Raw genomic sequence first — 21,023 nt, 5'->3', positions numbered from 1 at the left:
TTTATATTATGCATCAATATTGGCATACACGGCGTTTTTCTCGATGAATTCCCGACGCGGCGGAACCTCATCTCCCATCAACATAGAAAACACACGGTCTGCTTCAGTTCCGTTGTCTATGGTGACCTGTCGCAATGTACGGTTGTCGGGTTTCATGGTGGTTTCCCAAAGCTGTTCGGCGTTCATCTCCCCCAGACCTTTATATCGCTGTATGCTGGCACTCCCTCCAAACTGCTCATTGAGCTCGTCTCTCTGTTTATCACTCCACGCATATTCTTTCTTTTGACCCTTTTTTACGAGGTATAAGGGCGGTGTAGCGATATAAACATAACCTGCTTCAACCAGCTCTTTCATATATCGGAAAAAGAAGGTTAGAATAAGCGTTGAGATATGGCTACCATCCACATCGGCATCACACATGATCACTACTTTGTGATAGCGTAATTTTTCGAGGTTAAGGGCTTTGCTGTCCTCTTCGGTACCTATGGTAACGCCAAGTGCTGTAAATATGTTTCTTATTTCTTCATTTTCAAAAACCTTGTGCTGCATGGCTTTTTCCACGTTGAGGATCTTTCCACGAAGCGGTAAGATGGCCTGAAAGTTTCGGTCACGACCCTGCTTGGCCGTTCCACCTGCCGAGTCTCCCTCCACGAGGAATACTTCGCATTTTTCAGGATCCTGTTCGGAGCAATCGGAAAGCTTTCCGGGCAGTCCGCCGCCACTCATAACCGTCTTTCGCTGCACCATTTCCCGTGCTTTTCGAGCTGCGTGTCTCGCTTGAGCCGCCAGAATTACTTTTTGGACTATGGTTTTGGCATCGTTTGGATGTTCTTCGAGATAATTTTCAAGCATCTCGGAAACGGCCTGACTCACCGCCGAAGTCACTTCCCGGTTTCCTAATTTGGTTTTAGTTTGTCCTTCAAACTGAGGCTCTGCGACTTTTACTGAAATAATAGCGGTTAATCCTTCACGGAAATCATCTCCTGAAATTTCAAATTTCAGTTTGTCGAGCATTCCCGAAGCATCGGCATATTTTTTAAGGGTGGTTGTTAAACCTCTTCTGAATCCCGAAAGGTGGGTACCTCCCTCATGTGTATTGATATTGTTTACGTACGAATGCAGATTTTCATTAAAGGAAGTGTTGTATACCATAGCCACTTCTACCGGAATATCATTCTTTTCGCCTTCCATGGAGATGACATCAGAAATAAGCGGTTCCCGATTCCCATCGAGGAAGCGAATAAATTCCTTTAGTCCTTCATCACTGTGAAACGTTTCGGTTACAAAATCACCATTCTCTTCTGTATGGCGCTTGTCGGTTAGTGTAATAGTAATCCCCTTATTCAGAAAAGAAAGTTCTCTTAACCTGCTTGCTAAAGTGTCGTAATTGTATTCTAGCGATTGCTGAAAAATCTGACTATCGGGTTTAAACGTAACGATGGTTCCTCTGTAATCGGTCTCTCCTACCGCCTTTACAGGATACATAGATTTACCACGCTCGTATTCCTGTTCCCATATCTTCCCATCGCGATGCACAGTGGCCTTCAGGTTTTCAGAAAGTGCATTTACCACCGAAACTCCTACTCCGTGTAAACCACCAGAAACTTTATAAGAGTCCTTATCGAATTTACCTCCGGCACCAATCTTGGTCATTACCACCTCTAATGCCGAAACGCCTTCTTTTTTATGCATATCGACCGGAATACCCCGACCGTTATCTTTTACTGAAACTGAGTTGTCTTCATTGATCCATACATCGATCGTATCACAATGGCCTCCCATGGCCTCATCGATGGAATTATCCACCACTTCATACACCAAATGATGTAGTCCGCGAACACCTACATCTCCTATATACATGGACGGGCGCATACGCACGTGTTCCATCCCTTCTAATGCCTGAATACTATCGGCTCCGTAACTGCCTTTTTTCTGTTCTTCGCTCATATAAATTTAGCTTGTTAATCTCGATTTTTTGGTAACGAACAAATATAACAAAACCCCCAATAAAATATAGGCATTCGGCTTGTTTAATGCGCTAAGTTATTAACAAATTTTTGTGAAAAAATAGACTTGATTTACATTTTCTGATCCCTTTGGTAAGTTGCTCGAAAAAACTACGACAGAACTCTCGAATTCATTCTTTAAATTTTCACATAATTTTAGAGCTTTTTGTACGTTCAAAAGGTATCTTTAAAGACTTAAAAAAACTACTATGAAAAATTTTGCTTTCGCCTTTGCGATCGTTGCAGCGACCTTATTTTCTACACAAGAAGTTCAAGCTCAATCTTTTCCTAAGATGGACGCGAGTCCTATGGACCTTGCTCTTGCAAAAGCCGATAGGAACAGTCAGCCAGTAGCACGTGTCATATACAGCCGCCCTCTGAAGAAAGATCGTAAGATCTTCGGAAACCTAGTTCCATACGGAGAGGTTTGGCGAACCGGCGCCAATGAAGCCACAGAGCTTACACTGTATAAACCCATGATGTTTGGAAAGGCCAGGCTTGATGCCGGAACATATACGCTGTACACCATTCCCAATGAAGATTCTTGGACTATTATCATTAACAGCGACACCAATGTGTGGGGCGCTTATAGCTATAAGAAAGAAAAAGATGTGGCGAGAATTGATGTGCCTGCTAAGGACGCACCTGCACCTACAGAGTCATTATCTATGGTTTTTCGCCCCGAAAGTGACGGAATGACCCTAATGATCGGCTGGGACTCTACCTACGTGGAAATACCCTTTAAATCGATCTAAACCGAATTAAAATAATATGGTAAGAGACCCGGATTTAATTTCGGGTTTTTTTATGGAATATTGAGATATTTGTGCGTTTGCAGCGAAACTTTCCATTTTGGGTGTTTCATCACGTAATCGACAATGACAGGAATAACCTTTTCACGTTTACTCCATTCCGGTTGCAGATAAAGAATACATTCGCTGTTAACCTTGGCTGCCTGTTCTTCGGCAAAACGAAGATCGTCATTGTTATAGACGATAACCTTAAGCTCATTGGCAACTTTGTAAATTTCTTCGGTGGGAAGTTTGACTTTCTTTGGAGAAAGACAAATCCAGTCCCACGCTCCTGTAAGGGAATATGCTCCGGAGGTTTCAATATGTACTTGTAAACCCTTTGCTTTTAACTGAGCCGTTAAAGGCCCCATATCCCAGGTGAGCGGCTCTCCTCCCGTAACTACCACTGTATTCGAATATGCAGCTGCATTTTTCACTATGGCTTCAGTCCGTGTAGGCGGGTGTAAGGCAGCATTCCAGCTTTCTTTCACATCACACCAATGGCAGCCAACATCGCAACCTCCTATTCGTATAAAATAAGCTGCCGTGCCTTTGTGAAATCCCTCCCCTTGAATGGTATAAAATTCTTCCATCAACGGAAGCATTTCACCTTTGTCGACCAATAATTGAGTTTGCTCTAACATAGCTGCAAAAATAGCGTATTTAACAGACCTAAGGGTGGCAAATTCCTAAAAAACTCAAATGTAATTTCAGTTATTTTCTGAGGACGTATTCGCTGCGGCCACGACCTCAATTTCAATTTTGGCGCCTTTGGCAAGGGCTTCAGCTGCGAAGGTAGTTCTCGCGGGTTTCTGCGGAAAGTAAGTTATATAGACTTCATTAAATGCTGAAAAATCATCGATATCATCGAGGATCACCATCACTTTTACTACTTGGGTAAGCCTAAGGTTATGATGTTCAAGCACTGCCTTAATATTTTCGAGCGTCTGAACCGTTTCCGCAGTAATACCTCCTGAAACCAATTTGCGAGTACCGTGGTCCATTCCTATTTGGCCCGATAGAAAATAAAGATTTCCTACTTGCACAACATCGCTAAAAGGAAGATCTTGTTTTTCAGGTTCATGAGAGTCATAAAAAACAAGGGTATCGGGTTTAACATTCTGCTCATTTTCTGAAACCATCGATTTTTCGTTTCTATTTTTTTGATCTGTGCACCCCGCCATTCCGAAGAATAAAGTACTCAAAATCCAAACCGGGATAAATAACTTCATTGCTTTACGAATTAGTATTTTAAATTACGTATTATTTCAATAGCAACAATACTATTACTATTTTTATCAAAAATTTAAAGATGGCAGATTCGCAGGCTTTTTTTGATTATATCCAGAACGGAAACACCTTCAAAGGAGACTCCATTACCTTGGGAGCAGCAATGCTGGATGGGGAGACCATCACCAATGCGTTGGTAAAGGTACCGTTAAAAACGTTGAACCGTCACGGACTAATAGCCGGGGCCACAGGAACCGGAAAGACAAAAACGCTGCAGATATTGGCCGAAAATCTTTCTAACAAAGGAATTCCAGTATTATTAATGGATATGAAAGGTGACCTTAGTGGAATTGCACAACCCAGCCCGGGACATCCTAAGATTGACGAACGACACGAAAAGATTGGCTTCCCGTTTGAAGCTAAAAAGTTTCCAGTAGAGATCCTTTCTTTATCGGAACAAAAAGGGGTTCGTTTGCGGGCAACGGTGAGTGAATTCGGCCCTGTACTACTCTCAAGGATCCTAGATGTAAGTGAGACCCAGTCGGGTATCATTTCGGTGATCTTTAAATACTGTGACGATAATAAACTGCCGCTGCTCGATCTTAAGGATTTTAAGAAAGTGCTTCAATATGCTACCGGGGAAGGAAAAGAGGAGCTTTCGAAAGACTACGGGCGCATCTCCCCTGCTTCCACCGGGGCTATACTCAGAAAAGTTGTTGAGCTCGAACAGCAGGGAGGTGATAAATTCTTCGGAGAAAAATCCTTTGATACTGCCGATCTGTTGCGGGTAGATGAAAATGGTATGGGATATATTAATATCGTTCGTCTCACCGATATTCAGGATCGGCCTAAACTATTCTCTACCTTTATGCTTTCGTTGCTGGCAGAGATCTATTCGACATTTCCGGAGCAGGGCGACAGCGGACAACCAGAACTGGTTATCTTTATCGATGAAGCACATTTGATCTTTAAAGAAGCCAGCGATGCCTTGTTAGACCAAATAGAAAGTATCGTAAAACTGATTCGCTCTAAGGGAGTTGGACTTTATTTTGTGACTCAAAATCCTACCGACGTACCGGATGCTGTGTTGAGTCAGTTAGGCTTAAAAGTACAGCACGCATTAAGAGCATTTACAGCCAAAGACCGGAAGGCAATAAAGTTAACCGCAGAAAATTATCCGTTATCCGACTATTACAAAACCGATGAAGTGCTCACCTCCTTAGGGATTGGGGAAGCTCTCGTGACTGCGTTAAACGAAAAAGGAATTCCAACACCGTTGGCTGCAACCATGCTTCGGGCGCCCATGAGCAGGATGGATATTCTGGAAGATCATGAACTAAAAGATTTGATTGAGGAATCAAAATTAATTCCGCGATATAATGAAGAAATTGACAGAGAAAGTGCCTATGAATTATTAAATGAAAAGATAGAAACAGCCGAAAAAGAGGAAGCCAAGGAAAAAGCCAAGCGTGAAAAAGAAGAAATGCGCGAAGCTACCTCTCGAAGATCGACCAGCAGCAGACGCAGGCGATCCACCCAAAATCCATTTGTAAAAACACTCACCAGTCCTACCGTAATTAGAAGCGTACTGGGGATATTAACTAAAATGTTACGATAAACATATCAATAAAATATTCTATGAAAAACACCCTTTTATTTGCCGTGATTGCCACCTTATTGTTTGTGCAATGCGGAGAAGAAAACGATCCTTTTGTTATTGGCAACGGAACTGTTGGACCATTGACGAAGGAAGTTCAAATGAAACAGATAGACAGTCTGTTCGCCAATGATTCTATTGTAAAGCTAAACCCCATTGAAAAAGCGCTTGGTACTCAGGGAGAAGTGATGATTTACGACAAGGACGGAAAGCAGTTGTTACTGGTTTCTCCTGAAGACGAAAGCGATCCGAATTCAGTAATTACCAACATTCAGGTTTTTGACGATCGCTATAAAACGGAAAAAGGCTTGCACAGAGGAAGTACATTTAAAGATGTAAAGGCAAATTATACTGTTAACAACATCGAGTCTGCTATTCACAATGTGGTCGTGTTCCTGAAGGACAGCGACATTTACCTTACCATAGACAAAAAACAATTGCCCGAAAACCTTCGCTATGATCCAAGAGTAAAGATAGATGCCAGTATGATTCCGGATGAAGCAACTTTCAAATACTTTATGATAGGCTGGGATCGACCTGAATAGTGATAAATTTTTCTGAAAACTGTATCAATGTTTTGTTAAGAGACAGTGTATCCCCTGTCCTAAACCTTAATTTTAATCATTAACCATTCAAAATTTAGAAATTATGATCAAGATCTTAGGTTTTATTTTAACTATAGGCGGTGGAATCTCTTTAGTAATGGGAGTTCTAGGTGCATTTGGAAGTGCCAATGTAGGTTTAAGCCCTTGGGCTTTAATTATTTTAGGTGTCGTATTCTTCTTTGCAGGGATCGGATTATTGAAATATCGAAAAGACACCGATACTATAGATGCCGAGAATAAGTAATTATAGACATAATTATTAAAACTCAACGCTATGCCGGATCCAAGAATTAAAAACGAAGAACAGTACGAAGCTTTGCGGGAACAAGGATACAGTAAGCAGAAATCTGCACGAATTGCAAATACTCCCAATGCCGGAAAAAAAGGAGGAAAAGCAAAACCCTACGAAGAACGTACTAAAGCAGAACTTTACCAACAAGCCAAGAAACTTGAAATTAAAGGACGTTCAACAATGAACAAAAAACAATTAATTGATTCACTTAGAAACAATTAATAAAAAGCCTTCCTCTAGGAAGGCTTTTTTTATTTCAGGAATAGTAGTAATTTAAAACTTTAAAAAATTTAGCTTATGAGATCATTACTACTATTCATTTTTCTTCCGTTAATGGCACTGGCACAAAATCCGTATGAATACGACCAAACCGCTTCACATCCTTACGGGAAGCTCAACCCTGAAGCACCAAAGGAAATGGGTGATTTTGCACCTATGATAGGAACCTGTGATTGCCTGTCCACTGCGAGAAAGCCGGACGGGGACTGGGCTGAACCTCAAAAAATGGAATGGACCTTCAAATACATCATGAACGGGATGGCCGTTCAGGATGAGACTTTAAAAGAAGACGGAAGTCATTCGGGGAGTATTCGCCAATTTATTGCAGATAGTAGCAAATGGTATGTACATTGGTATTCAAACACAACGCCCAGCACGACATTACCCACTTGGGAAGGTGCGAAACGTGGAGACAGTATTGTTTTATATCGGGATCAAAAAGCACCCAACGGTATGGACGGAAAATTCAGGCTTACCTTTAAAAATATCAGCGACAATGGATTTAATTGGATAGGTGAATGGGTAGATCCAACAGAGAAAATCGTTTATCCTACCTGGAAAATAGATTGTAGTAAACGTAGTGAGAAATCTGCCGAGGAGATTGTTATCCAGAAGAATACCCAAGCCTTTTCAAGAGCGTTTCGCCGAGGCGACCATCTCGCCATAGCAAATATGTATACTAAGGACGCACATATTTTTCCTAACAACTCCATGATCATATCGGGAAGAGAAGCCATAGCAGAACGTTGGAAGTTTTCAGACAATGTTATTCCGGTAAGCCATAAAATTACGCCTTCAGAAATAAAGATCATAAATAATTATGCCTATGATTTTGGATACTATGAAGGCTCTACTAAAAATAAAGAAGGTATCGAGACCCCATTTAAAGGAAAATATGTAATCGTTTGGCGCAAAGAAGATGGAGACTGGAAAATGTATTTAGATATCTGGAATACGTTATAGTTATGGATAAACAATTGTTTATTATCTTAAGTTTATTTATGATAGTTGTCGGTTGCAGAAATCCTTCAGAAAAAGAAAAACTCACCATTCAGGAGAACGCGAATTTGCCCATAACCGATTGTAATACCAAGTCGGATTTCGGTAATATAACGCTATGTCTGCCTCACATTGAGGGGCAAACAGAGTGTCACACCCATCCCAAAGTGCAACGTCATCTGGCAAAATTTGAAGATCCCGAAAATGTGCTTTTGGGATACTACCTCAGCGACAGGACATTTGAACGAGTAGACAGTCTCGGTCACTTTAGTTTCGACAATTATTACAAGGTTTACGCTTCAAAAAAGGTATTGGGAGTAGAGGCCGACAGAAAAATGCTCAAGGACGTCATGGCCCTGATGACCTCAGGGTTTTTAGATATGACGGCAGAGGAATTAAACAAGGATAAAAATTTCAGTAAGCATCAAATAAACATTTCGGAACCGGTACTACTGGAAAAATATACACTTTCCGGGGATGCTTCAATTATGGTAGCACTAATGCGGCTATCGGGTGAGCAATCCAATCATTTAATGGCTTTTACCATGGGAAGCGTACTAATTAAAAAACGTTTGATCTTTGTAGCCCATTATATGGATTATACAGATGAAAGCAGCATTCAAACCCTTAAACGCAACACTGAGGAATTTATAAAAGCATTAAATGCAGCCAATTCTTAATAAAATTAGTTTTCAGAATAACGAACATAAAATTCATGAGCACCTTAACCCCTTTCCATCTTGCAATTCCAGTTACCGACCTAGAATTAAATCGGACTTTCTATAGAGAAATCCTTGGCTGTTCAGAAGGACGTAGTAGCGACCAGTGGGTGGATTTTAATTTTTTTGGCCATCAGTTAGTGATTCATTACAAAGCAGGAGATTCGGAAGAGACCGTTCATAATCCGGTTGATGGGAAAGAAGTTCCTATTCCTCATTTTGGTGTTGTTTTAAGTATGGCTCAATTTGATTTACTTTCAGCACGATTGAAAGAAAAAAATGTTACATTTATCATAGAACCCTATATCAGGTTTCAGGGATTAACAGGAGAACAAGCGACTATGTTCTTCAAGGATCCTTCAGGAAATGCACTGGAATTTAAAGCCTTTAAGAATATGGATCAACTCTTTGCCAAATAATTCATGAAAACCATACATCCCAATATTATTCGTCAAATTTTTGTACTGCTCATCATTGTGCTTATGGGCAGCCTTATTTTCAGGGAGATGCTTCCCTATCTTTCGGGAGTTTTGGGTGCCATTACTATTTATGTGTTACTTCGAAAATGGATGGTTAGATTGGTTCGACGCGGGTGGAATCCTGATCTCGCGGCAGCGCTTCTAATGTTCTTGTCTTTTATACTTATTCTGGTCCCGGTTGCCGGAATTGTTTTCATGCTTGGCAATAAAATTAGTAATGCAGTAAATAATTCTGAACGTGTTATTGGTGCCTTTAAGGATCAATTGGCAAAATGGGAAGCTATGGTGGGTTATGATTTGAACTCGCAGATCGATACTTCGGCTATTTCAGGTTGGATCTCCGAAAATTTGCAGAATCTGGCAGGTGGCACCTTTAATATTCTTGTCGCAATTGGTGTGATGTATTTTATGCTATTTTATATGTTCACCAACCGGCGACAGTTGCGGGAATCTTTGTTTGAATATATTCCTATTAATAAGAACAATTTAAAAGCCATAGGTAAAGACGCTCAAGCAATGGTACGTTCCAATGCACTGGGTATTCCCTTGGTGGCCATCGCTCAAGGAATAGTAGCGATCATTGGTTTTTTTATTTTTGGCATAGAAGACCCTTTCTTTTGGTTTGTCGTTGTTGTGATCGGCTCTATGATTCCCTTTGTGGGAACTTTTGTGGGTATTATCCCGGTATTTTTATTAACGCTTTCTTCCGGCAGTACTTTTCAGGCGTGGGGGATTCTAATCTACGGTATCGTTGTCGTTGGTTCTACCGACAATATTATCCGGCTGTACGTTCTTAAAAAATTAGACAATGTGCACCCACTAATCACCTTAATTGGTGTTATTATAGGTGTACCTCTTTTTGGATTCATAGGGTTGATCTTTGGACCTTTGCTTATTAGTATGTTTATCATTCTGGCTCGTATTTACCGTGAAGAATACGGAAAGAAAGTAGAAGGCGAAGAAAGGCTTTAAGCTATGTTTACCAAAATTAAACGAACAGAATATGCCTTCGGAAATAAACCGATTTTGGTCTGGGATGGTAATTGTGGATTCTGTGCGTATTGGGTGCACCACTGGAAGTATCTTACAGTAGGTAAAATAGAGTTCAGAACATATCAGGAAACCGCGGAGATCTTTGTCGATATTCCTATAAATGAGTTTAAGAAAGCATCCAGGCTCGTAGAACCCGACGGCAGAGTTTATAGTGGTCCCGATTCGGCTTATCGAAGTCTTGTTTACAGCACAAAAAACCATTTGCCCTATCACAAGTGGTATTTAAGGTATAGTTGGTTTACCTGGTTAAGTGACCAGATGTATATTGTCATAGCAAAGCACAGGTCTTTTTTTTATAAGCTTACTATTCTTTCCTTCGGAAGGAATCCGGAAAACTTAAAACCGTACTGGTTTCTGTATCTACTCTTATTTTTGGCTATAATTTATAGTTTGATACGTTTTTTATAACAAACTTTTAAAATAAAATCCGATTCTGAAGCCTTATCTTTAAAGTTATAAATAACAATCTATTATGTCTTTAAAAGGAATTTTCAAAAGAATGCGTGTTAACACCGATAAGAAAACCGTCGAGGTAGATCGGGACTATGTAGAAGATCAGGTAACCGAAATTGAAGAGGGTGATGTCGAGATCTTGTTGAAAAATGAAGAAGAGATCACCAAAAAATTGAGTCGGTCTAATTCCTTTGGGAAATATCTGGACATTGGTAAGTTAATGATCGCCATGGTCAAGGATATAAAACGTGGAGAATATAAGAGAGTTCCATGGTTTACTATAGCAACGATCGTAATGGCCCTATTGTATGTTTTAAATCCGTTGGATCTCGTACCCGATTTTATACCAGGTTTAGGATATCTGGATGATGTTGCAGTACTTTCAATCGGTATTGGATGGATAGAAAGTGACCTTCACAGTTACATCGATTGGAAGTTGGATCAAGGTTCTAAACAGGCTTAACGGTTTCGTCTTTGCTCTCTTGCCAATAGCGTATTCTTCAGTAACATTGCGATCGTCATAGGACCTACACCCCCCGGTACCGGCGTGATAAAGGATGCTTTTTTACTCACATTTTCAAAATCCACATCCCCGGTAATAACATAGCCTTTAGGGTGACTTTTATCTACTACACGGGTTATTCCCACATCGATGATCACAGCGTCATCACGAACCATTTCAGCCTTCAGAAAATTAGGAACCCCCAAAGCAGAAATAACGATGTCGGCCTGAGTAGTTATTTGAGCAATATTTTTGGTATTACTGTGCGTAAGGGTTACAGTACTGTTCCCCGGCCAGCCCTTGCGACTCATTAAGATACTCATAGGTCGACCAACAATGTGACTTCGGCCAATGACCACTGTATGTTTTCCTTTGGTATCCACCTTATAGCGCTCCAGTAATTCGAGGATCCCAAAAGGTGTAGCAGGGATAAAAGTCGTCATATCCAGCGCCATTTTTCCAAAATTTTCCGGATGAAAGCCATCAACGTCCTTACTCGGGTCGACCGCCATTAATACTTTCTGAGTATCGATTTGATCGGGTAAGGGCAATTGAATTATAAATCCGTCGATATCGTCGTTAGTATTTAGTTCTTCAATCTTATCCAACAATTCCACTTCGCTGGTGGTATTGGGTAATCGAACCATGGTCGATTCGAAGCCTACACGCTCACAGGCTCTTACTTTACTTCCAACATAGGTTAGACTGGCTCCATCGTCTCCTACGATCACTGCGGCAAGATGTGGTACTTTTTCTCCATTAGCCTTCATTTTAGAAACCTCGGCTGCGATCTCATCTTTAATATCGTTACTTACTTTCTTACCGTCTAGTATTGTCATGTTCGTTTGATATTGTGTTTTCTTATCAACAATTCGTATGAATTATTTCATCTTCCCCATCATTTGCATCATCTTACGGCCACCGCCACCCTGCATCATCTTCATCATCTTACTCATCTGATCAAATTGCTTCAATAACTGATTTACCTGTTGCACAGAGGTTCCGCTTCCTTTAGCGATCCTTTTCTTTCTGCTTCCGTTTATTACCGCAGGTGTAGAACGCTCATCGGGAGTCATACTGTGTATAATGGCTTCAATATGTTTAAAGGCATCGTCGTCAATATCGACATCTTTCATTGCTTTTCCGGCTCCCGGGATCATCCCCACAAGGTCCTTCATACTTCCCATTTTCTTTACTTGCTGGATCTGCTTTATGAAATCATCGAAACCAAATTGGTTCTTTGCAATTTTTTTCTGAAGTTTTCTCGCTTCTTCCTCATCAAATTGTTCCTGCGCTCGTTCTACCAACGATACCACATCTCCCATCCCAAGGATCCTGTCGGCCATCCTGGAAGGATAAAACACATCGATGGCATCCATCTTCTCCCCGGTACCGATAAATTTGATTGGCTTATTAACCACACTTTTAATAGAAATGGCTGCTCCTCCCCGGGTATCTCCATCGAGTTTGGTAAGCACTACGCCCTCAAAGTTTAGTCTGTCATTAAATGCTTTGGCGGTATTTACAGCATCCTGCCCTGTCATGGCATCTACCACAAACAGGGTTTCCTGCGGATCGATAGCTTTGTGAACATTGGCGATCTCGGTCATCATTTCCTCATCAACTGCCAATCGACCGGCGGTATCCACGATGATCACATTGTGGCCATTTTGCTTGGCGTGGGCGATCGCATTCTGTGCGATCTCTACCGGATTCATATTGCCTTCTTCGCTATACACCTCAACCCCTACCTGATCCCCGACCACATGTAACTGATTGATCGCGGCGGGACGATAGACATCACAGGCTACCAAAAGTGGCTTTTTAGATTTTTTTGTCTTTAAGAAGTTTGCAAGTTTCCCGGAAAAAGTAGTTTTACCACTACCTTGTAATCCGGACATCAAAATAATACTTGGGTTACCACTGAGGTTTAAGCCTTCGGCATCACCACCCATAAGCTCGGTCAATTCATCCTTTACAAGCTTGACCATCAACTGTCCGGGTTGTAAGGTTGTAAGTACATTTTGCCCCAGTGCCTTTTCCTTAACTGTATTCGTAAACTCTTTGGCAATTTTAAAATTGACGTCGGCATCAAGGAGGGCGCGACGAACTTCCTTAAGTGTTTCGGCTACGTTAACCTCGGTAATACTTCCATGTCCTTTGAGGACATGTAATGCTTTATCTAACTTATCACTTAAACTATCGAACATATCTTATGGTAATTTATTCTAAACGACACCTTATTTTAAGGCTTCAGTTTGCGTGCGCAAAGATACTAATTGAGCGCTGAGTTACAAAGATTCGGTTCCAGTTTAATTTTAAGAATACAGCATTCATATATATTCTTATCCCAAAGATGATCTGCTAATAAATTGGGTTAGCAAATTCAGTTTTAAGAGAACAATTAACAAAAAACAGACATTAAAAAACTTTCCGTATCTTTAATAGGAAGTTTTCTATGTGGGAATGCATTATAAAAGACATGCCTGCAACGGAGTGAGGTGTCACAAGTATCCAATGTGGCTACTATCGAATATCTGCTTGACAAAATAGCCTGTGATAATCTTGATAAAGGCACAATTTTTTATTCTCAACCTAAACTGAATCCTATGAAAACCTTAGTTGTATCTCTAATACTATTTACCATACCTCTTATTATACCTTCTAATCTATTTGCACAGGACGGAAAAACAGAAACCTTCTGGGTGCACGAAGACCCGGTAATACCGGCAAAGGTACTCGATTATGAAGCCTATTGTGCGACTCTGGCAGACAAATGCGCAGAATTCAATATTCAGAAGGCTAATTGGTTTACCATTTCAACCGACGAATTGCGGTATTTTCACATTACTCCTATCGATAAGATGGGGGATCTCGACCAAAACAGATTTTCCTTACTCCGGAATAAAATGGGCGAACAAGAATTTAACCAGCTATTCGATAATTTCGACAGTTGTTACGAAACACATAACGATTATATAATTCATCTGGATCATAACCTTTCGTATATGCCTTCGGGAGTCGAGATCATGCAAGACGGAATGGAATTCCGAAAATTAGAACTGTGGTATGTCACTCCTAAAAACATTCAAAAGATGTTGGACATCGCTAAGCGGTTTAAAGAATTATACAGCCGTAAAAGTTCTCCTGAGCATTATCGTGTTTACCGAAGCGGGTTTGGAGCTCCCGAGCCGTTTATACTCGTGGCTATTTCTGCGCCGAGCGCCGAAGAATACGAGCGAATTAGAAAATTGAATAAAGAATTATTGGGAAAAGAACGCGATGTGATCTACAAAGAACTTTTGGAAACCATTAGTAAAGTAGAAACACTTTCAGGATATATGAGAACAGACCTGTCTTATTCTCCCAAAAAATAAGTCCATAGATTAACGTCGTCCTCTTTTCTGAAAGCCTTTCTTTTGCTTTGGGTTAGATTTTCGATTGCTGTTTTGTCGTCCCCGTTGATTTTGTGCTTTATTCTCGGCTTTACGGTCTAACACCTCGGTTAAGGTTTCGGTAACTTCAAATCCCGGGATCGTTTCTTCCTGTAGTCGTTCCCCCAGCAATTTTTCAATGGCTCTTACATATTCATCCTCATCAACACTAACTATGGATATGGCTTCACCACTTGCTCCTGCACGTCCGGTTCTTCCAATGCGGTGCACATAATCCTCCGGAATATTAGGCAATTCGTAATTAATTACGTGGGGCAATAAGGGAATATCAAGTCCGCGCGCTGCAATATCGGTAGCTACAAGTACCCGTACCTTGCCACTTTTAAATCCGGCAAGAGCTTTTGTGCGGGCACCCTGACTCTTGTTCCCGTGTATGGCAGACGAAGAAATATTCGCTTTTTCTAGCTTCTGGCTCAATCGGTTGGCACCGTGTTTGGTTCGTGTAAATATTAGAACCTGTTTCCAGTCGCCTTCAGAAATTAGTTTTACGACCAGATCGGTTTTCTTGGATTTATCGGTTCTGTATACGATCTGCTCTACCTTTTCGGCAGTAGAATTCTCCGGAGTGGCTTCAACTAAAACGGGGTGATGAAGGAAACTGCCAGCCAGTTGTTTTATTTCTTTCGAAAAAGTGGCAGAGAACAAAAGGTTTTGTCTTCTGTTTGGAAGTAAGGCGAGAATTTTTTTAATATCTCTAAGAAAACCCATATCCAGCATTCGATCGGCTTCATCCAGCACCAACATTTCTACATTAGCCAGAGAGAATACTTTTTGATTATGAAGGTCGAGCAGTCTACCAGGAGTGGCTACCAGAATATCGACCCCCTGACGAAGCGTTCTAATCTGGGGATTGGCATTAACGCCTCCAAATATTACGGTCGATCTGAGGTCTACATAGGCAGCATAGGTTCTAATGTCATCGTAAACCTGAGCTGCAAGTTCTCTGGTAGGTGTTAGAATAAGTGCTCTTACCGGTCTTTTACTAAGCGGCTTACTATTGTTCAATATTTGAAGCATGGGAAGGGCAAAGCCAGCTGTTTTACCGGTTCCGGTTTGAGCAGAGGCTAAAATATCCTTTCGTTCTAATATCTTCGGAATTGCTTTTTGCTGAATTGGGGAGGGAGTAGTATATCCTTTTTTGTCGATCGCTTTCAACAGGGCATCGGATAGCCCGAGGTTTTTAAATGACATAGAATGTTTTTCAGAAATATATTCTGAAAATTACTCAGGTCATATTTCATTATGAACGGCAAAGATACAGTTAATAATCGGGGCTTAGGTTCGCTGTAACTGAGAAAATGAAAACAGAATTAAAAATACGCGAGAATACGTATATATTCTATGAAATTAATTTGTAATTTTAAAAAGTTGTATTTCAATGTTTTATAATTTCAACGACCCTCCAATTCTACAGTAACGTAACACTTGTTGTTAAACGGTAAAAACCAATTACTAACCAAACCAATAATTATGAAAAAATTCACCTTATTAGGCATTATCTTAATGTTCTTTGTGGCTTGTCAGGAAAAACAATCTGAACGTTATACCCAAAATTCTCCGGAAATTGATTCGGTTAAAGCAGCGATCGCAGCTTATGAAGCGGCAGATTGGGACAAGTATGTTAGTCTCTATGCCGATACGGCCAAGATCTATCACAATACCAAAGACAAACCCGTTAGTCCGACACAGTCTGCAGAGCGTTTTAAAGAATCCACCTCGGGATATTCCAGCTATTCGTTTGTAAAAGATGAAGGAGATATGGAAATGGTTGTAACCGATGAAGGTGAGACCTGGGTAAATTACTGGGGTATTTGGGAAGGCACTATGTCTGCCAACGATCAAAAGTTCGTCATGCCTGTACATCTTACCTTGCAATTTAAGGATGGTAAAATTGTAAAAGAATATGGATACTACAACCAGACTGAACTTGTTCTGGCCAACATGGAATTACAAAAAGCAGCAAAAGCCACAGACACATTGGCGAATGATGTTGGAATGCAACAAGATAATTGATCGTATTAAATCGATAAAAAACCTCTCGTGTATATTACGAGAGGTTTTTTTTTGCCATTTTACTTTTTTAATCGCCGCCAAAGGATTACCGTTAACAGGATTATGATGAATAGGATGGGCCAAATATGAATAAGCCCAAGAACAATGGCTTCGATCATGTTCCAGCCAAATGAAAGTCCGTTCTTGGCCTTGGCTGCAAAACTCTTCTTGTAGCTGTCCGGCTCCTTTATATATTCTACAGTTTCATAAAGATCGATCTGGATGGTACTGTATGAAACTTTACTTGTTAAATATTTCAATCTACCCTGTGCAGCTTCAATCTCCTCCTGTATCACCCGAAGTTTATCTTCGGTGTTTAAGATATCTTCCACCGTACGCGCGTTTTTCCGAAGTACTTCTTCATATCTTGCCTTTACTTCCAGCTTGGTTTTTAATCGGGTTTGAAGGTCGATATATTCTTCAGTAACATCTTTGGTAGTAATATTCTCGTATTCGACGAATTCGACCACCGAACCAATAGAGTCCATGATCGCATCAAAACGATCGCTGGGAACCTTGATCGTAAAGCGGTTTTCTTTTTGATAAAGATTATTCTCGAATCTCAAGTCACTGATATAGGCATCGTATTGACCGGCAATTACCTTTATCTGCTCTGTAGCCTTTGTAACACTGGCCACTTTATATCGCGCCGAAGCCGATTTAATGATCTTAAGATCGACGGGAGTCTCGATAAGATTGGCGGTACCATCCTGCTTAAAGGAGGCCATCTCTTCCGCTTCTTCAATGGTTTCAAAGTCTTCGGAAAGGTCAACATCGGCTACTTTTAGGTTTTCACTGTAACTTCCGTTGTTACACGAAAAAACCGAAAGGACGATAACAATTATGGCTATTGTTTTAAATACTGATTTAACTGAAATTGTTTTCATAATTTTATATTTTTAAGGATTACTGAGACAAACTTATTCAGCCAACGGCAGGAGGCTTTGCAAAGCGGTAGTAAACCCTTTGTAAATTATTTTACAATTTTTAATAAACTTATAATCAGTAATTTATAACTCTTTGAATCCTTCAAACAAACATCTCTTTACTACCTTAAAAAAGGAAATTGCCCTCACTTTTTTAAGTAAACACCATGCTCCTGCTTCAATGAAAGATTGGAAAGGGGAAGATATTGTTGCGTTTCAGGAGGATCTCTTCAGCAAAACCAAAGCGAGGGTCAGTGAAAAATGGTTTTACACCTATTTTAAGAACGAACCCCATAAGCTACCGCGTATCGATATGCTCAATTTGTTGAGCAATTATACGGGATATTCAAATTGGAATGAATTTAAAACAAAGCACGGACCGTCATTTATAAAGCAAAAGAAGAATACCAAAGCCATAATGTATCTTATCTTTATTGGGTTACTTATTGGAATTTCAATACTGTATTATTCTTTAAACGGCACTCACGAATTTCGCTTTTGTATGGTCGATGAGGATCAAAACGAGGCCATTTCAACTGTAACATTGGATATTAAGATACTAACAGAAGGACAATCGCCTGTTTATCTCAAAACCGACAGCAACGGATGCTTTACTTATGAAACCCATGATGACATTATAAAATTCGTAGTACAGTCTCCGTATCATAAGACCGATACGATCATTAGGCATATCAATACCGGTAACAATCCGGTAGTCCGGCTAAGTACAGATGACTACGCTCTTATGCTGCAATATTACAGTAATGGTAATGTGAGTGACTGGGAAAAACGGAAGGAGCAATTACGTTCGATGATCTCAGAAAATGCTCAAATTTATCAGATCTACCCGCAGCAAAGTGGGATTGAAATGTATTCCAGAGAAGATTTTATAAGCAAACTTACTATCCCCACCAGTAGTCTGAAGAACATTGAAATTTTGGATAAAACCTATAGGAACGGACAAATTGTAAAACTGAAATTCATAGTGAAATGAAAGGCTTTTTATACATACTATTCGTAATTTTGGTAACAGTTTCCTGTAACAACAGTTATAATTCGGAAAGTCTGAAGGCCTCAGATGTGGCCGAAGAGGAATTGGAAGAGGCCGTTGCTGAAGTTGATGATGGGAAAACTGTGGACTATGAGGCAATTGCAAAACAAAAGCTTCAGGAATATGTGGATCTGAAATTGCTACAGCAGCAACACCCGGAATTCAAGTCAGGTATAACGGAAAAATTGGAAGCTTTATCTGAAGATGATATCGACATTTTTTCAGATAGTTTAAAAATCGATATCAGAAATATATCACCGATATCTGAAGCACGCAGGCTCAATGATTCGGTAACCGAATTAAAACTGAGCTTCGATATAGTTTCAGAAAAATCAACGCGAAGGGATACTTTGTATGCGTTAATTCTGTCACGCACCATCCAATTAGACGGGTTAGAACGAATTTCAACCAAAATGACCTTCCGTAGAAATAAAGAAGAGCGATAAACAAATCTTAAATTATGACATCAATTCATCCATATCTCACATTTAATGGCGATTGCGAAGCAGCGTTTACTCTGTACAAAGGAATATTTGGAGGTGATTTTCAAACATTAAGTCGCTTTGGAGAAATGCCACCCGATCCTGAATATCCTGTTTCTGAAGAAGACAGAGATTTAATTATGCACGTTTCCTTACCCATAGGAGACCATAGTGTTTTAATGGGAAGTGATACCTCAGAGAATTTTGGACATAAGGCAGTGGCCGGCTCCAATTTCTCTATTTCTATAAACGTCGAAAAGCGTGACAAAGCAGACGAAATCTTCAAGAAACTTAGTGACAAAGGCTATGTGATCATGCCTATGGCCGATACTTTCTGGGAATCTTATTTCGGTATGTGCAAAGATCGTTTTGGAATTCAATGGATGGTAAGCGCCGAACACAGTAAGTCGAAATAATTCTCAATTTAATGATATAAATAGGGTTGTGACGGATACCGTTATTTGTATTCATCCCGTATATTTGAAATTCTAAAATATAACTTCATGAAAAAAATCATATTTATCCTGTTCGCTTTTAGTGTAAGCGTGGTATTTGCTCAAACTGATAAGGAAAAAGTACTGGAAACCATTTCAAAAAACAATATTGAGGGCCATATTTACTTTTTGGCCGATGATCTATTAAAAGGGCGAGAAACAGGTACCGCTGAGAACAAGATCGCGGCTGCCTATCTGGCGAATAGCTTTAGACGCTATGGAGTTAAACCCAATCCTAAAACAGGCACTTATTATCAGGAATTTCAACTGAAGAAGGTAATTCCTCCACGAAAAAATACATTTTCCATAAACGGAACTGAATACAAGGATAATGTGGCTATTCAGCCTACGCTAACCGAATTTAAAGGAGAGGCAATATTTTTAGGCCATGGACTAGAGAGTGACTATGAAAATGCAAATGTGGACGGAAAACTTGTGGTCGTAAAGGCCGGAAGTCCTACGTCCAAAGATGCCCGACAGGCATTTGGATTTAAAGACGAGAAAATTCAATTAGCCCGCAAAGCCGGCGCAAAAGGATTAGTTGAGTTTATTGATACCGATGATAATATCTGGGGATTTATAGAACATAATTTTACGGGGGTTCGTCTGGAAATGGTTAAGGAAAATAATTCTCAGGATAATGACCAGGGTACCGATGACTTTTTATATATGTGGGCTCTCGATAAAGGAGGGATCCATACCGGTAAATTAGAAAAAAGTCCGAAGTTAACAGGAGCTCTGTTGGTTGGCGCTCCAAGAACGGAACTCATCACTACTCAAAACGTGATCGGTGTGGTTGAAGGAACAGACCCAAAACTTAAAAATGAATATATCATCTATTCGGCGCACTACGACCACGTTGGGGTAGGTACACCCGATGAGACAGGCGATAATATTTACAATGGTGCCCGGGACAATGCCGTGGGAGCTACCACCGTATTAAGTATGGCCGAAAATCTTGCCAAATATCCAACGAAGCGGTCTGCCCTGTTTATTTTGTTTACCGGAGAAGAAAAGGGACTGCTGGGAAGTAATTATTATGTAGAGCATCCTGTGCTTCCTCTTAATCAGATGGTTTTTTGCTTTAATAGCGATAACGCCGGTTATAACAATACAGCCTTGGCCACTATAATCGGGTTAGATCGAACCACGGCATCAGAAAATATAAAGAATGCTGTGAAGGAATTTGGTCTTAAAGCCACCGATGATCCTGCTCCCGAACAAGGGCTATTTGACCGAAGTGACAACGTTCATTTTGCAGCAAAAGGGATTCCAGCACCTACATTTTCATTGGGATTTTCATCATTTGACGGAGATGTTACTAAATATTATCACCGCCCCGGAGACCACGCAGATAGTCTGGATTATGAGTATCTTGAAAAATTCTTCAGGGCATATGTGCTTGCAGGTAGACTAATAGCAAATGATCCGGTAACACCATTCTGGAAAAAGGGGGATAAATATGAAGAAGCCGGTGAGAGGTTGTATAACGAATAAT

24 protein-coding genes are annotated in these 21,023 nt (G+C 40.3%); 17 read left to right on the top strand and 7 right to left on the bottom strand.

Annotated elements, in window-relative coordinates; all coding sequences use genetic code 11:
• Nucleotides 1–6: 6 nt before the first annotated feature.
• Nucleotides 7–1,947 carry a DNA topoisomerase (ATP-hydrolyzing) subunit B gene (gene gyrB, locus ALE3EI_RS07825; RefSeq protein ID WP_186987729.1) on the bottom strand — a complete coding sequence of 647 codons (1,941 nt, stop codon included), beginning with the start codon at nucleotides 1,945–1,947 and terminating at the stop codon, nucleotides 7–9.
• Between the two features lie 268 nt (nucleotides 1,948–2,215).
• Between gyrB and ALE3EI_RS07820 the strand changes: the two genes are divergently transcribed.
• A complete protein-coding gene (locus tag ALE3EI_RS07820) occupies nucleotides 2,216–2,761 on the top strand; it encodes a DUF2911 domain-containing protein (RefSeq protein ID WP_186987728.1) in 546 nt (181 codons plus the stop codon).
• A 50-nt stretch (nucleotides 2,762–2,811) separates the two neighbouring features.
• Here the strand turns inward: ALE3EI_RS07820 and ALE3EI_RS07815 are convergent, their stop codons facing one another.
• Nucleotides 2,812–3,441 carry a 7-carboxy-7-deazaguanine synthase QueE gene (locus tag ALE3EI_RS07815; protein WP_186987727.1) on the bottom strand — a complete coding sequence of 210 codons (630 nt, stop codon included), beginning with the start codon at nucleotides 3,439–3,441 and terminating at the stop codon, nucleotides 2,812–2,814.
• A 66-nt stretch (nucleotides 3,442–3,507) separates the two neighbouring features.
• Nucleotides 3,508–4,029, bottom strand: coding sequence for a RidA family protein (locus ALE3EI_RS07810; RefSeq protein WP_317172933.1), 522 nt, complete (start codon nucleotides 4,027–4,029; stop codon nucleotides 3,508–3,510).
• Between the two features lie 80 nt (nucleotides 4,030–4,109).
• Here ALE3EI_RS07810 and ALE3EI_RS07805 point away from each other — a divergent pair, with 80 nt between their 5' ends.
• The 10 genes from ALE3EI_RS07805 to ALE3EI_RS07760 all read left to right on the top strand — a co-directional run bounded on the left by ALE3EI_RS07805 (nucleotide 4,110) and on the right by ALE3EI_RS07760 (nucleotide 11,026).
• On the top strand, nucleotides 4,110–5,645 hold the full coding sequence (locus ALE3EI_RS07805; RefSeq protein ID WP_186987726.1) for a helicase HerA-like domain-containing protein: 1,536 nt from the start codon (nucleotides 4,110–4,112) through the stop codon (nucleotides 5,643–5,645).
• 20 nt (nucleotides 5,646–5,665) lie between these two features.
• A complete protein-coding gene (locus ALE3EI_RS07800) occupies nucleotides 5,666–6,229 on the top strand; it encodes a hypothetical protein (RefSeq protein ID WP_186987725.1) in 564 nt (187 codons plus the stop codon).
• Between the two features lie 103 nt (nucleotides 6,230–6,332).
• Nucleotides 6,333–6,533 (top strand): hypothetical protein, encoded by a 201-nt coding sequence (locus ALE3EI_RS07795; protein WP_186987724.1) that lies wholly within the window; start codon nucleotides 6,333–6,335, stop codon nucleotides 6,531–6,533.
• 30 nt (nucleotides 6,534–6,563) lie between these two features.
• On the top strand, nucleotides 6,564–6,803 hold the full coding sequence (locus tag ALE3EI_RS07790) for a DUF7218 family protein (RefSeq protein ID WP_186987723.1): 240 nt from the start codon (nucleotides 6,564–6,566) through the stop codon (nucleotides 6,801–6,803).
• Between the two features lie 75 nt (nucleotides 6,804–6,878).
• On the top strand, nucleotides 6,879–7,823 hold the full coding sequence (locus tag ALE3EI_RS07785; protein ID WP_186987722.1) for a YybH family protein: 945 nt from the start codon (nucleotides 6,879–6,881) through the stop codon (nucleotides 7,821–7,823).
• Nucleotides 7,766–8,539 (top strand): hypothetical protein, encoded by a 774-nt coding sequence (locus ALE3EI_RS07780; protein ID WP_186987721.1) that lies wholly within the window; start codon nucleotides 7,766–7,768, stop codon nucleotides 8,537–8,539. Before ALE3EI_RS07785 ends, ALE3EI_RS07780 begins: the two co-directional genes overlap by 58 nt.
• 35 nt (nucleotides 8,540–8,574) lie before the next feature.
• Nucleotides 8,575–8,997 (top strand): VOC family protein, encoded by a 423-nt coding sequence (locus ALE3EI_RS07775; protein WP_186987720.1) that lies wholly within the window; start codon nucleotides 8,575–8,577, stop codon nucleotides 8,995–8,997.
• Between the two features lie 3 nt (nucleotides 8,998–9,000).
• Nucleotides 9,001–10,029 carry an AI-2E family transporter gene (locus tag ALE3EI_RS07770; protein WP_186987719.1) on the top strand — a complete coding sequence of 343 codons (1,029 nt, stop codon included), beginning with the start codon at nucleotides 9,001–9,003 and terminating at the stop codon, nucleotides 10,027–10,029.
• A 3-nt stretch (nucleotides 10,030–10,032) separates the two neighbouring features.
• Nucleotides 10,033–10,518, top strand: a complete 486-nt coding sequence (locus ALE3EI_RS07765; protein WP_186987718.1) for a thiol-disulfide oxidoreductase DCC family protein — start codon at nucleotides 10,033–10,035, stop codon at nucleotides 10,516–10,518.
• 64 nt (nucleotides 10,519–10,582) lie between these two features.
• Nucleotides 10,583–11,026, top strand: a complete 444-nt coding sequence (locus ALE3EI_RS07760; protein ID WP_233279938.1) for a YkvA family protein — start codon at nucleotides 10,583–10,585, stop codon at nucleotides 11,024–11,026.
• Here the strand turns inward: ALE3EI_RS07760 and ALE3EI_RS07755 are convergent.
• The gene (locus ALE3EI_RS07755) at nucleotides 11,023–11,904 is read right to left on the bottom strand and encodes a bifunctional 5,10-methylenetetrahydrofolate dehydrogenase/5,10-methenyltetrahydrofolate cyclohydrolase (RefSeq protein WP_186987717.1); all 882 of its coding nucleotides are present in this window, start codon (nucleotides 11,902–11,904) and stop codon (nucleotides 11,023–11,025) included. The genes ALE3EI_RS07760 and ALE3EI_RS07755 overlap by 4 nt on opposite strands.
• Before the next feature lie 42 nt (nucleotides 11,905–11,946).
• Nucleotides 11,947–13,275 carry a signal recognition particle protein gene (gene ffh, locus ALE3EI_RS07750; RefSeq protein WP_186987716.1) on the bottom strand — a complete coding sequence of 443 codons (1,329 nt, stop codon included), beginning with the start codon at nucleotides 13,273–13,275 and terminating at the stop codon, nucleotides 11,947–11,949.
• A 399-nt stretch (nucleotides 13,276–13,674) separates the two neighbouring features.
• On the opposite strand from ffh, the gene ALE3EI_RS07745 reads away from it, so the two are divergent.
• On the top strand, nucleotides 13,675–14,442 hold the full coding sequence (locus ALE3EI_RS07745) for a hypothetical protein (protein WP_186987715.1): 768 nt from the start codon (nucleotides 13,675–13,677) through the stop codon (nucleotides 14,440–14,442).
• 9 nt (nucleotides 14,443–14,451) lie between these two features.
• On the opposite strand, the gene ALE3EI_RS07740 is transcribed toward ALE3EI_RS07745, so the two are convergent.
• Nucleotides 14,452–15,711, bottom strand: a complete 1,260-nt coding sequence (locus tag ALE3EI_RS07740) for a DEAD/DEAH box helicase (RefSeq protein WP_186987714.1) — start codon at nucleotides 15,709–15,711, stop codon at nucleotides 14,452–14,454.
• 279 nt (nucleotides 15,712–15,990) lie between these two features.
• On the opposite strand from ALE3EI_RS07740, the gene ALE3EI_RS07735 reads away from it, so the two are divergent.
• Entirely contained in the window at nucleotides 15,991–16,533 is a 543-nt protein-coding gene (locus ALE3EI_RS07735) for a nuclear transport factor 2 family protein (protein ID WP_186987713.1), read from the top strand.
• Between the two features lie 59 nt (nucleotides 16,534–16,592).
• On the opposite strand, the gene ALE3EI_RS07730 is transcribed toward ALE3EI_RS07735, so the two are convergent.
• Entirely contained in the window at nucleotides 16,593–17,459 is an 867-nt protein-coding gene (locus ALE3EI_RS07730) for a DUF4349 domain-containing protein (RefSeq protein WP_186987712.1), read from the bottom strand.
• A gap of 133 nt (nucleotides 17,460–17,592) precedes the next feature.
• Between ALE3EI_RS07730 and ALE3EI_RS07725 the strand changes: the two genes are divergently transcribed.
• The 4 genes from ALE3EI_RS07725 (at nucleotide 17,593) to ALE3EI_RS07710 (ending at nucleotide 21,022) form a co-directional block, all read left to right on the top strand.
• Entirely contained in the window at nucleotides 17,593–18,492 is a 900-nt protein-coding gene (locus ALE3EI_RS07725) for a hypothetical protein (protein ID WP_186987711.1), read from the top strand.
• Nucleotides 18,489–18,995, top strand: a complete 507-nt coding sequence (locus ALE3EI_RS07720) for a hypothetical protein (RefSeq protein WP_186987710.1) — start codon at nucleotides 18,489–18,491, stop codon at nucleotides 18,993–18,995. Before ALE3EI_RS07725 ends, ALE3EI_RS07720 begins: the two co-directional genes overlap by 4 nt.
• A 14-nt stretch (nucleotides 18,996–19,009) precedes the next feature.
• The gene (locus ALE3EI_RS07715; protein WP_186987709.1) at nucleotides 19,010–19,447 is read left to right on the top strand and encodes a VOC family protein; all 438 of its coding nucleotides are present in this window, start codon (nucleotides 19,010–19,012) and stop codon (nucleotides 19,445–19,447) included.
• A gap of 87 nt (nucleotides 19,448–19,534) precedes the next feature.
• Complete coding sequence (locus ALE3EI_RS07710) at nucleotides 19,535–21,022, top strand: M28 family peptidase (protein WP_186987708.1); 1,488 nt, start codon at nucleotides 19,535–19,537, stop codon at nucleotides 21,020–21,022.
• Nucleotide 21,023 lies beyond the last annotated feature (1 nt).

This window comes from Constantimarinum furrinae, from assembly GCF_014295415.1.
Classification (GTDB): domain Bacteria; phylum Bacteroidota; class Bacteroidia; order Flavobacteriales; family Flavobacteriaceae; genus Constantimarinum; species Constantimarinum furrinae.
This window is presented reverse-complemented; position numbering and strand designations above follow the sequence as displayed.

Coding starts and splice junctions, on each gene's coding strand:
- ALE3EI_RS07820 (WP_186987728.1), top strand. CDS start 2,216: ATGAAAAATTTTGCTTTCGCCTTTGCGATCGTTGCAGCGACCTTATTT.
- ALE3EI_RS07720 (WP_186987710.1), top strand. CDS start 18,489: ATGAAAGGCTTTTTATACATACTATTCGTAATTTTGGTAACAGTTTCC.
- ALE3EI_RS07795 (WP_186987724.1), top strand. CDS start 6,333: ATGATCAAGATCTTAGGTTTTATTTTAACTATAGGCGGTGGAATCTCT.
- ALE3EI_RS07710 (WP_186987708.1), top strand. CDS start 19,535: ATGAAAAAAATCATATTTATCCTGTTCGCTTTTAGTGTAAGCGTGGTA.
- ALE3EI_RS07815 (WP_186987727.1), bottom strand. CDS start 3,441: ATGTTAGAGCAAACTCAATTATTGGTCGACAAAGGTGAAATGCTTCCG.
- ALE3EI_RS07715 (WP_186987709.1), top strand. CDS start 19,010: ATGACATCAATTCATCCATATCTCACATTTAATGGCGATTGCGAAGCA.
- ALE3EI_RS07810 (WP_317172933.1), bottom strand. CDS start 4,029: ATGAAGTTATTTATCCCGGTTTGGATTTTGAGTACTTTATTCTTCGGA.
- ALE3EI_RS07740 (WP_186987714.1), bottom strand. CDS start 15,711: ATGTCATTTAAAAACCTCGGGCTATCCGATGCCCTGTTGAAAGCGATC.
- ALE3EI_RS07790 (WP_186987723.1), top strand. CDS start 6,564: ATGCCGGATCCAAGAATTAAAAACGAAGAACAGTACGAAGCTTTGCGG.
- ALE3EI_RS07735 (WP_186987713.1), top strand. CDS start 15,991: ATGAAAAAATTCACCTTATTAGGCATTATCTTAATGTTCTTTGTGGCT.
- ffh (WP_186987716.1), bottom strand. CDS start 13,275: ATGTTCGATAGTTTAAGTGATAAGTTAGATAAAGCATTACATGTCCTC.
- ALE3EI_RS07730 (WP_186987712.1), bottom strand. CDS start 17,459: ATGAAAACAATTTCAGTTAAATCAGTATTTAAAACAATAGCCATAATT.
- ALE3EI_RS07805 (WP_186987726.1), top strand. CDS start 4,110: ATGGCAGATTCGCAGGCTTTTTTTGATTATATCCAGAACGGAAACACC.
- ALE3EI_RS07760 (WP_233279938.1), top strand. CDS start 10,583: ATGTCTTTAAAAGGAATTTTCAAAAGAATGCGTGTTAACACCGATAAG.
- ALE3EI_RS07745 (WP_186987715.1), top strand. CDS start 13,675: ATGAAAACCTTAGTTGTATCTCTAATACTATTTACCATACCTCTTATT.
- ALE3EI_RS07800 (WP_186987725.1), top strand. CDS start 5,666: ATGAAAAACACCCTTTTATTTGCCGTGATTGCCACCTTATTGTTTGTG.
- ALE3EI_RS07755 (WP_186987717.1), bottom strand. CDS start 11,904: ATGACAATACTAGACGGTAAGAAAGTAAGTAACGATATTAAAGATGAG.
- ALE3EI_RS07785 (WP_186987722.1), top strand. CDS start 6,879: ATGAGATCATTACTACTATTCATTTTTCTTCCGTTAATGGCACTGGCA.
- gyrB (WP_186987729.1), bottom strand. CDS start 1,947: ATGAGCGAAGAACAGAAAAAAGGCAGTTACGGAGCCGATAGTATTCAG.
- ALE3EI_RS07770 (WP_186987719.1), top strand. CDS start 9,001: ATGAAAACCATACATCCCAATATTATTCGTCAAATTTTTGTACTGCTC.
- ALE3EI_RS07775 (WP_186987720.1), top strand. CDS start 8,575: ATGAGCACCTTAACCCCTTTCCATCTTGCAATTCCAGTTACCGACCTA.
- ALE3EI_RS07765 (WP_186987718.1), top strand. CDS start 10,033: ATGTTTACCAAAATTAAACGAACAGAATATGCCTTCGGAAATAAACCG.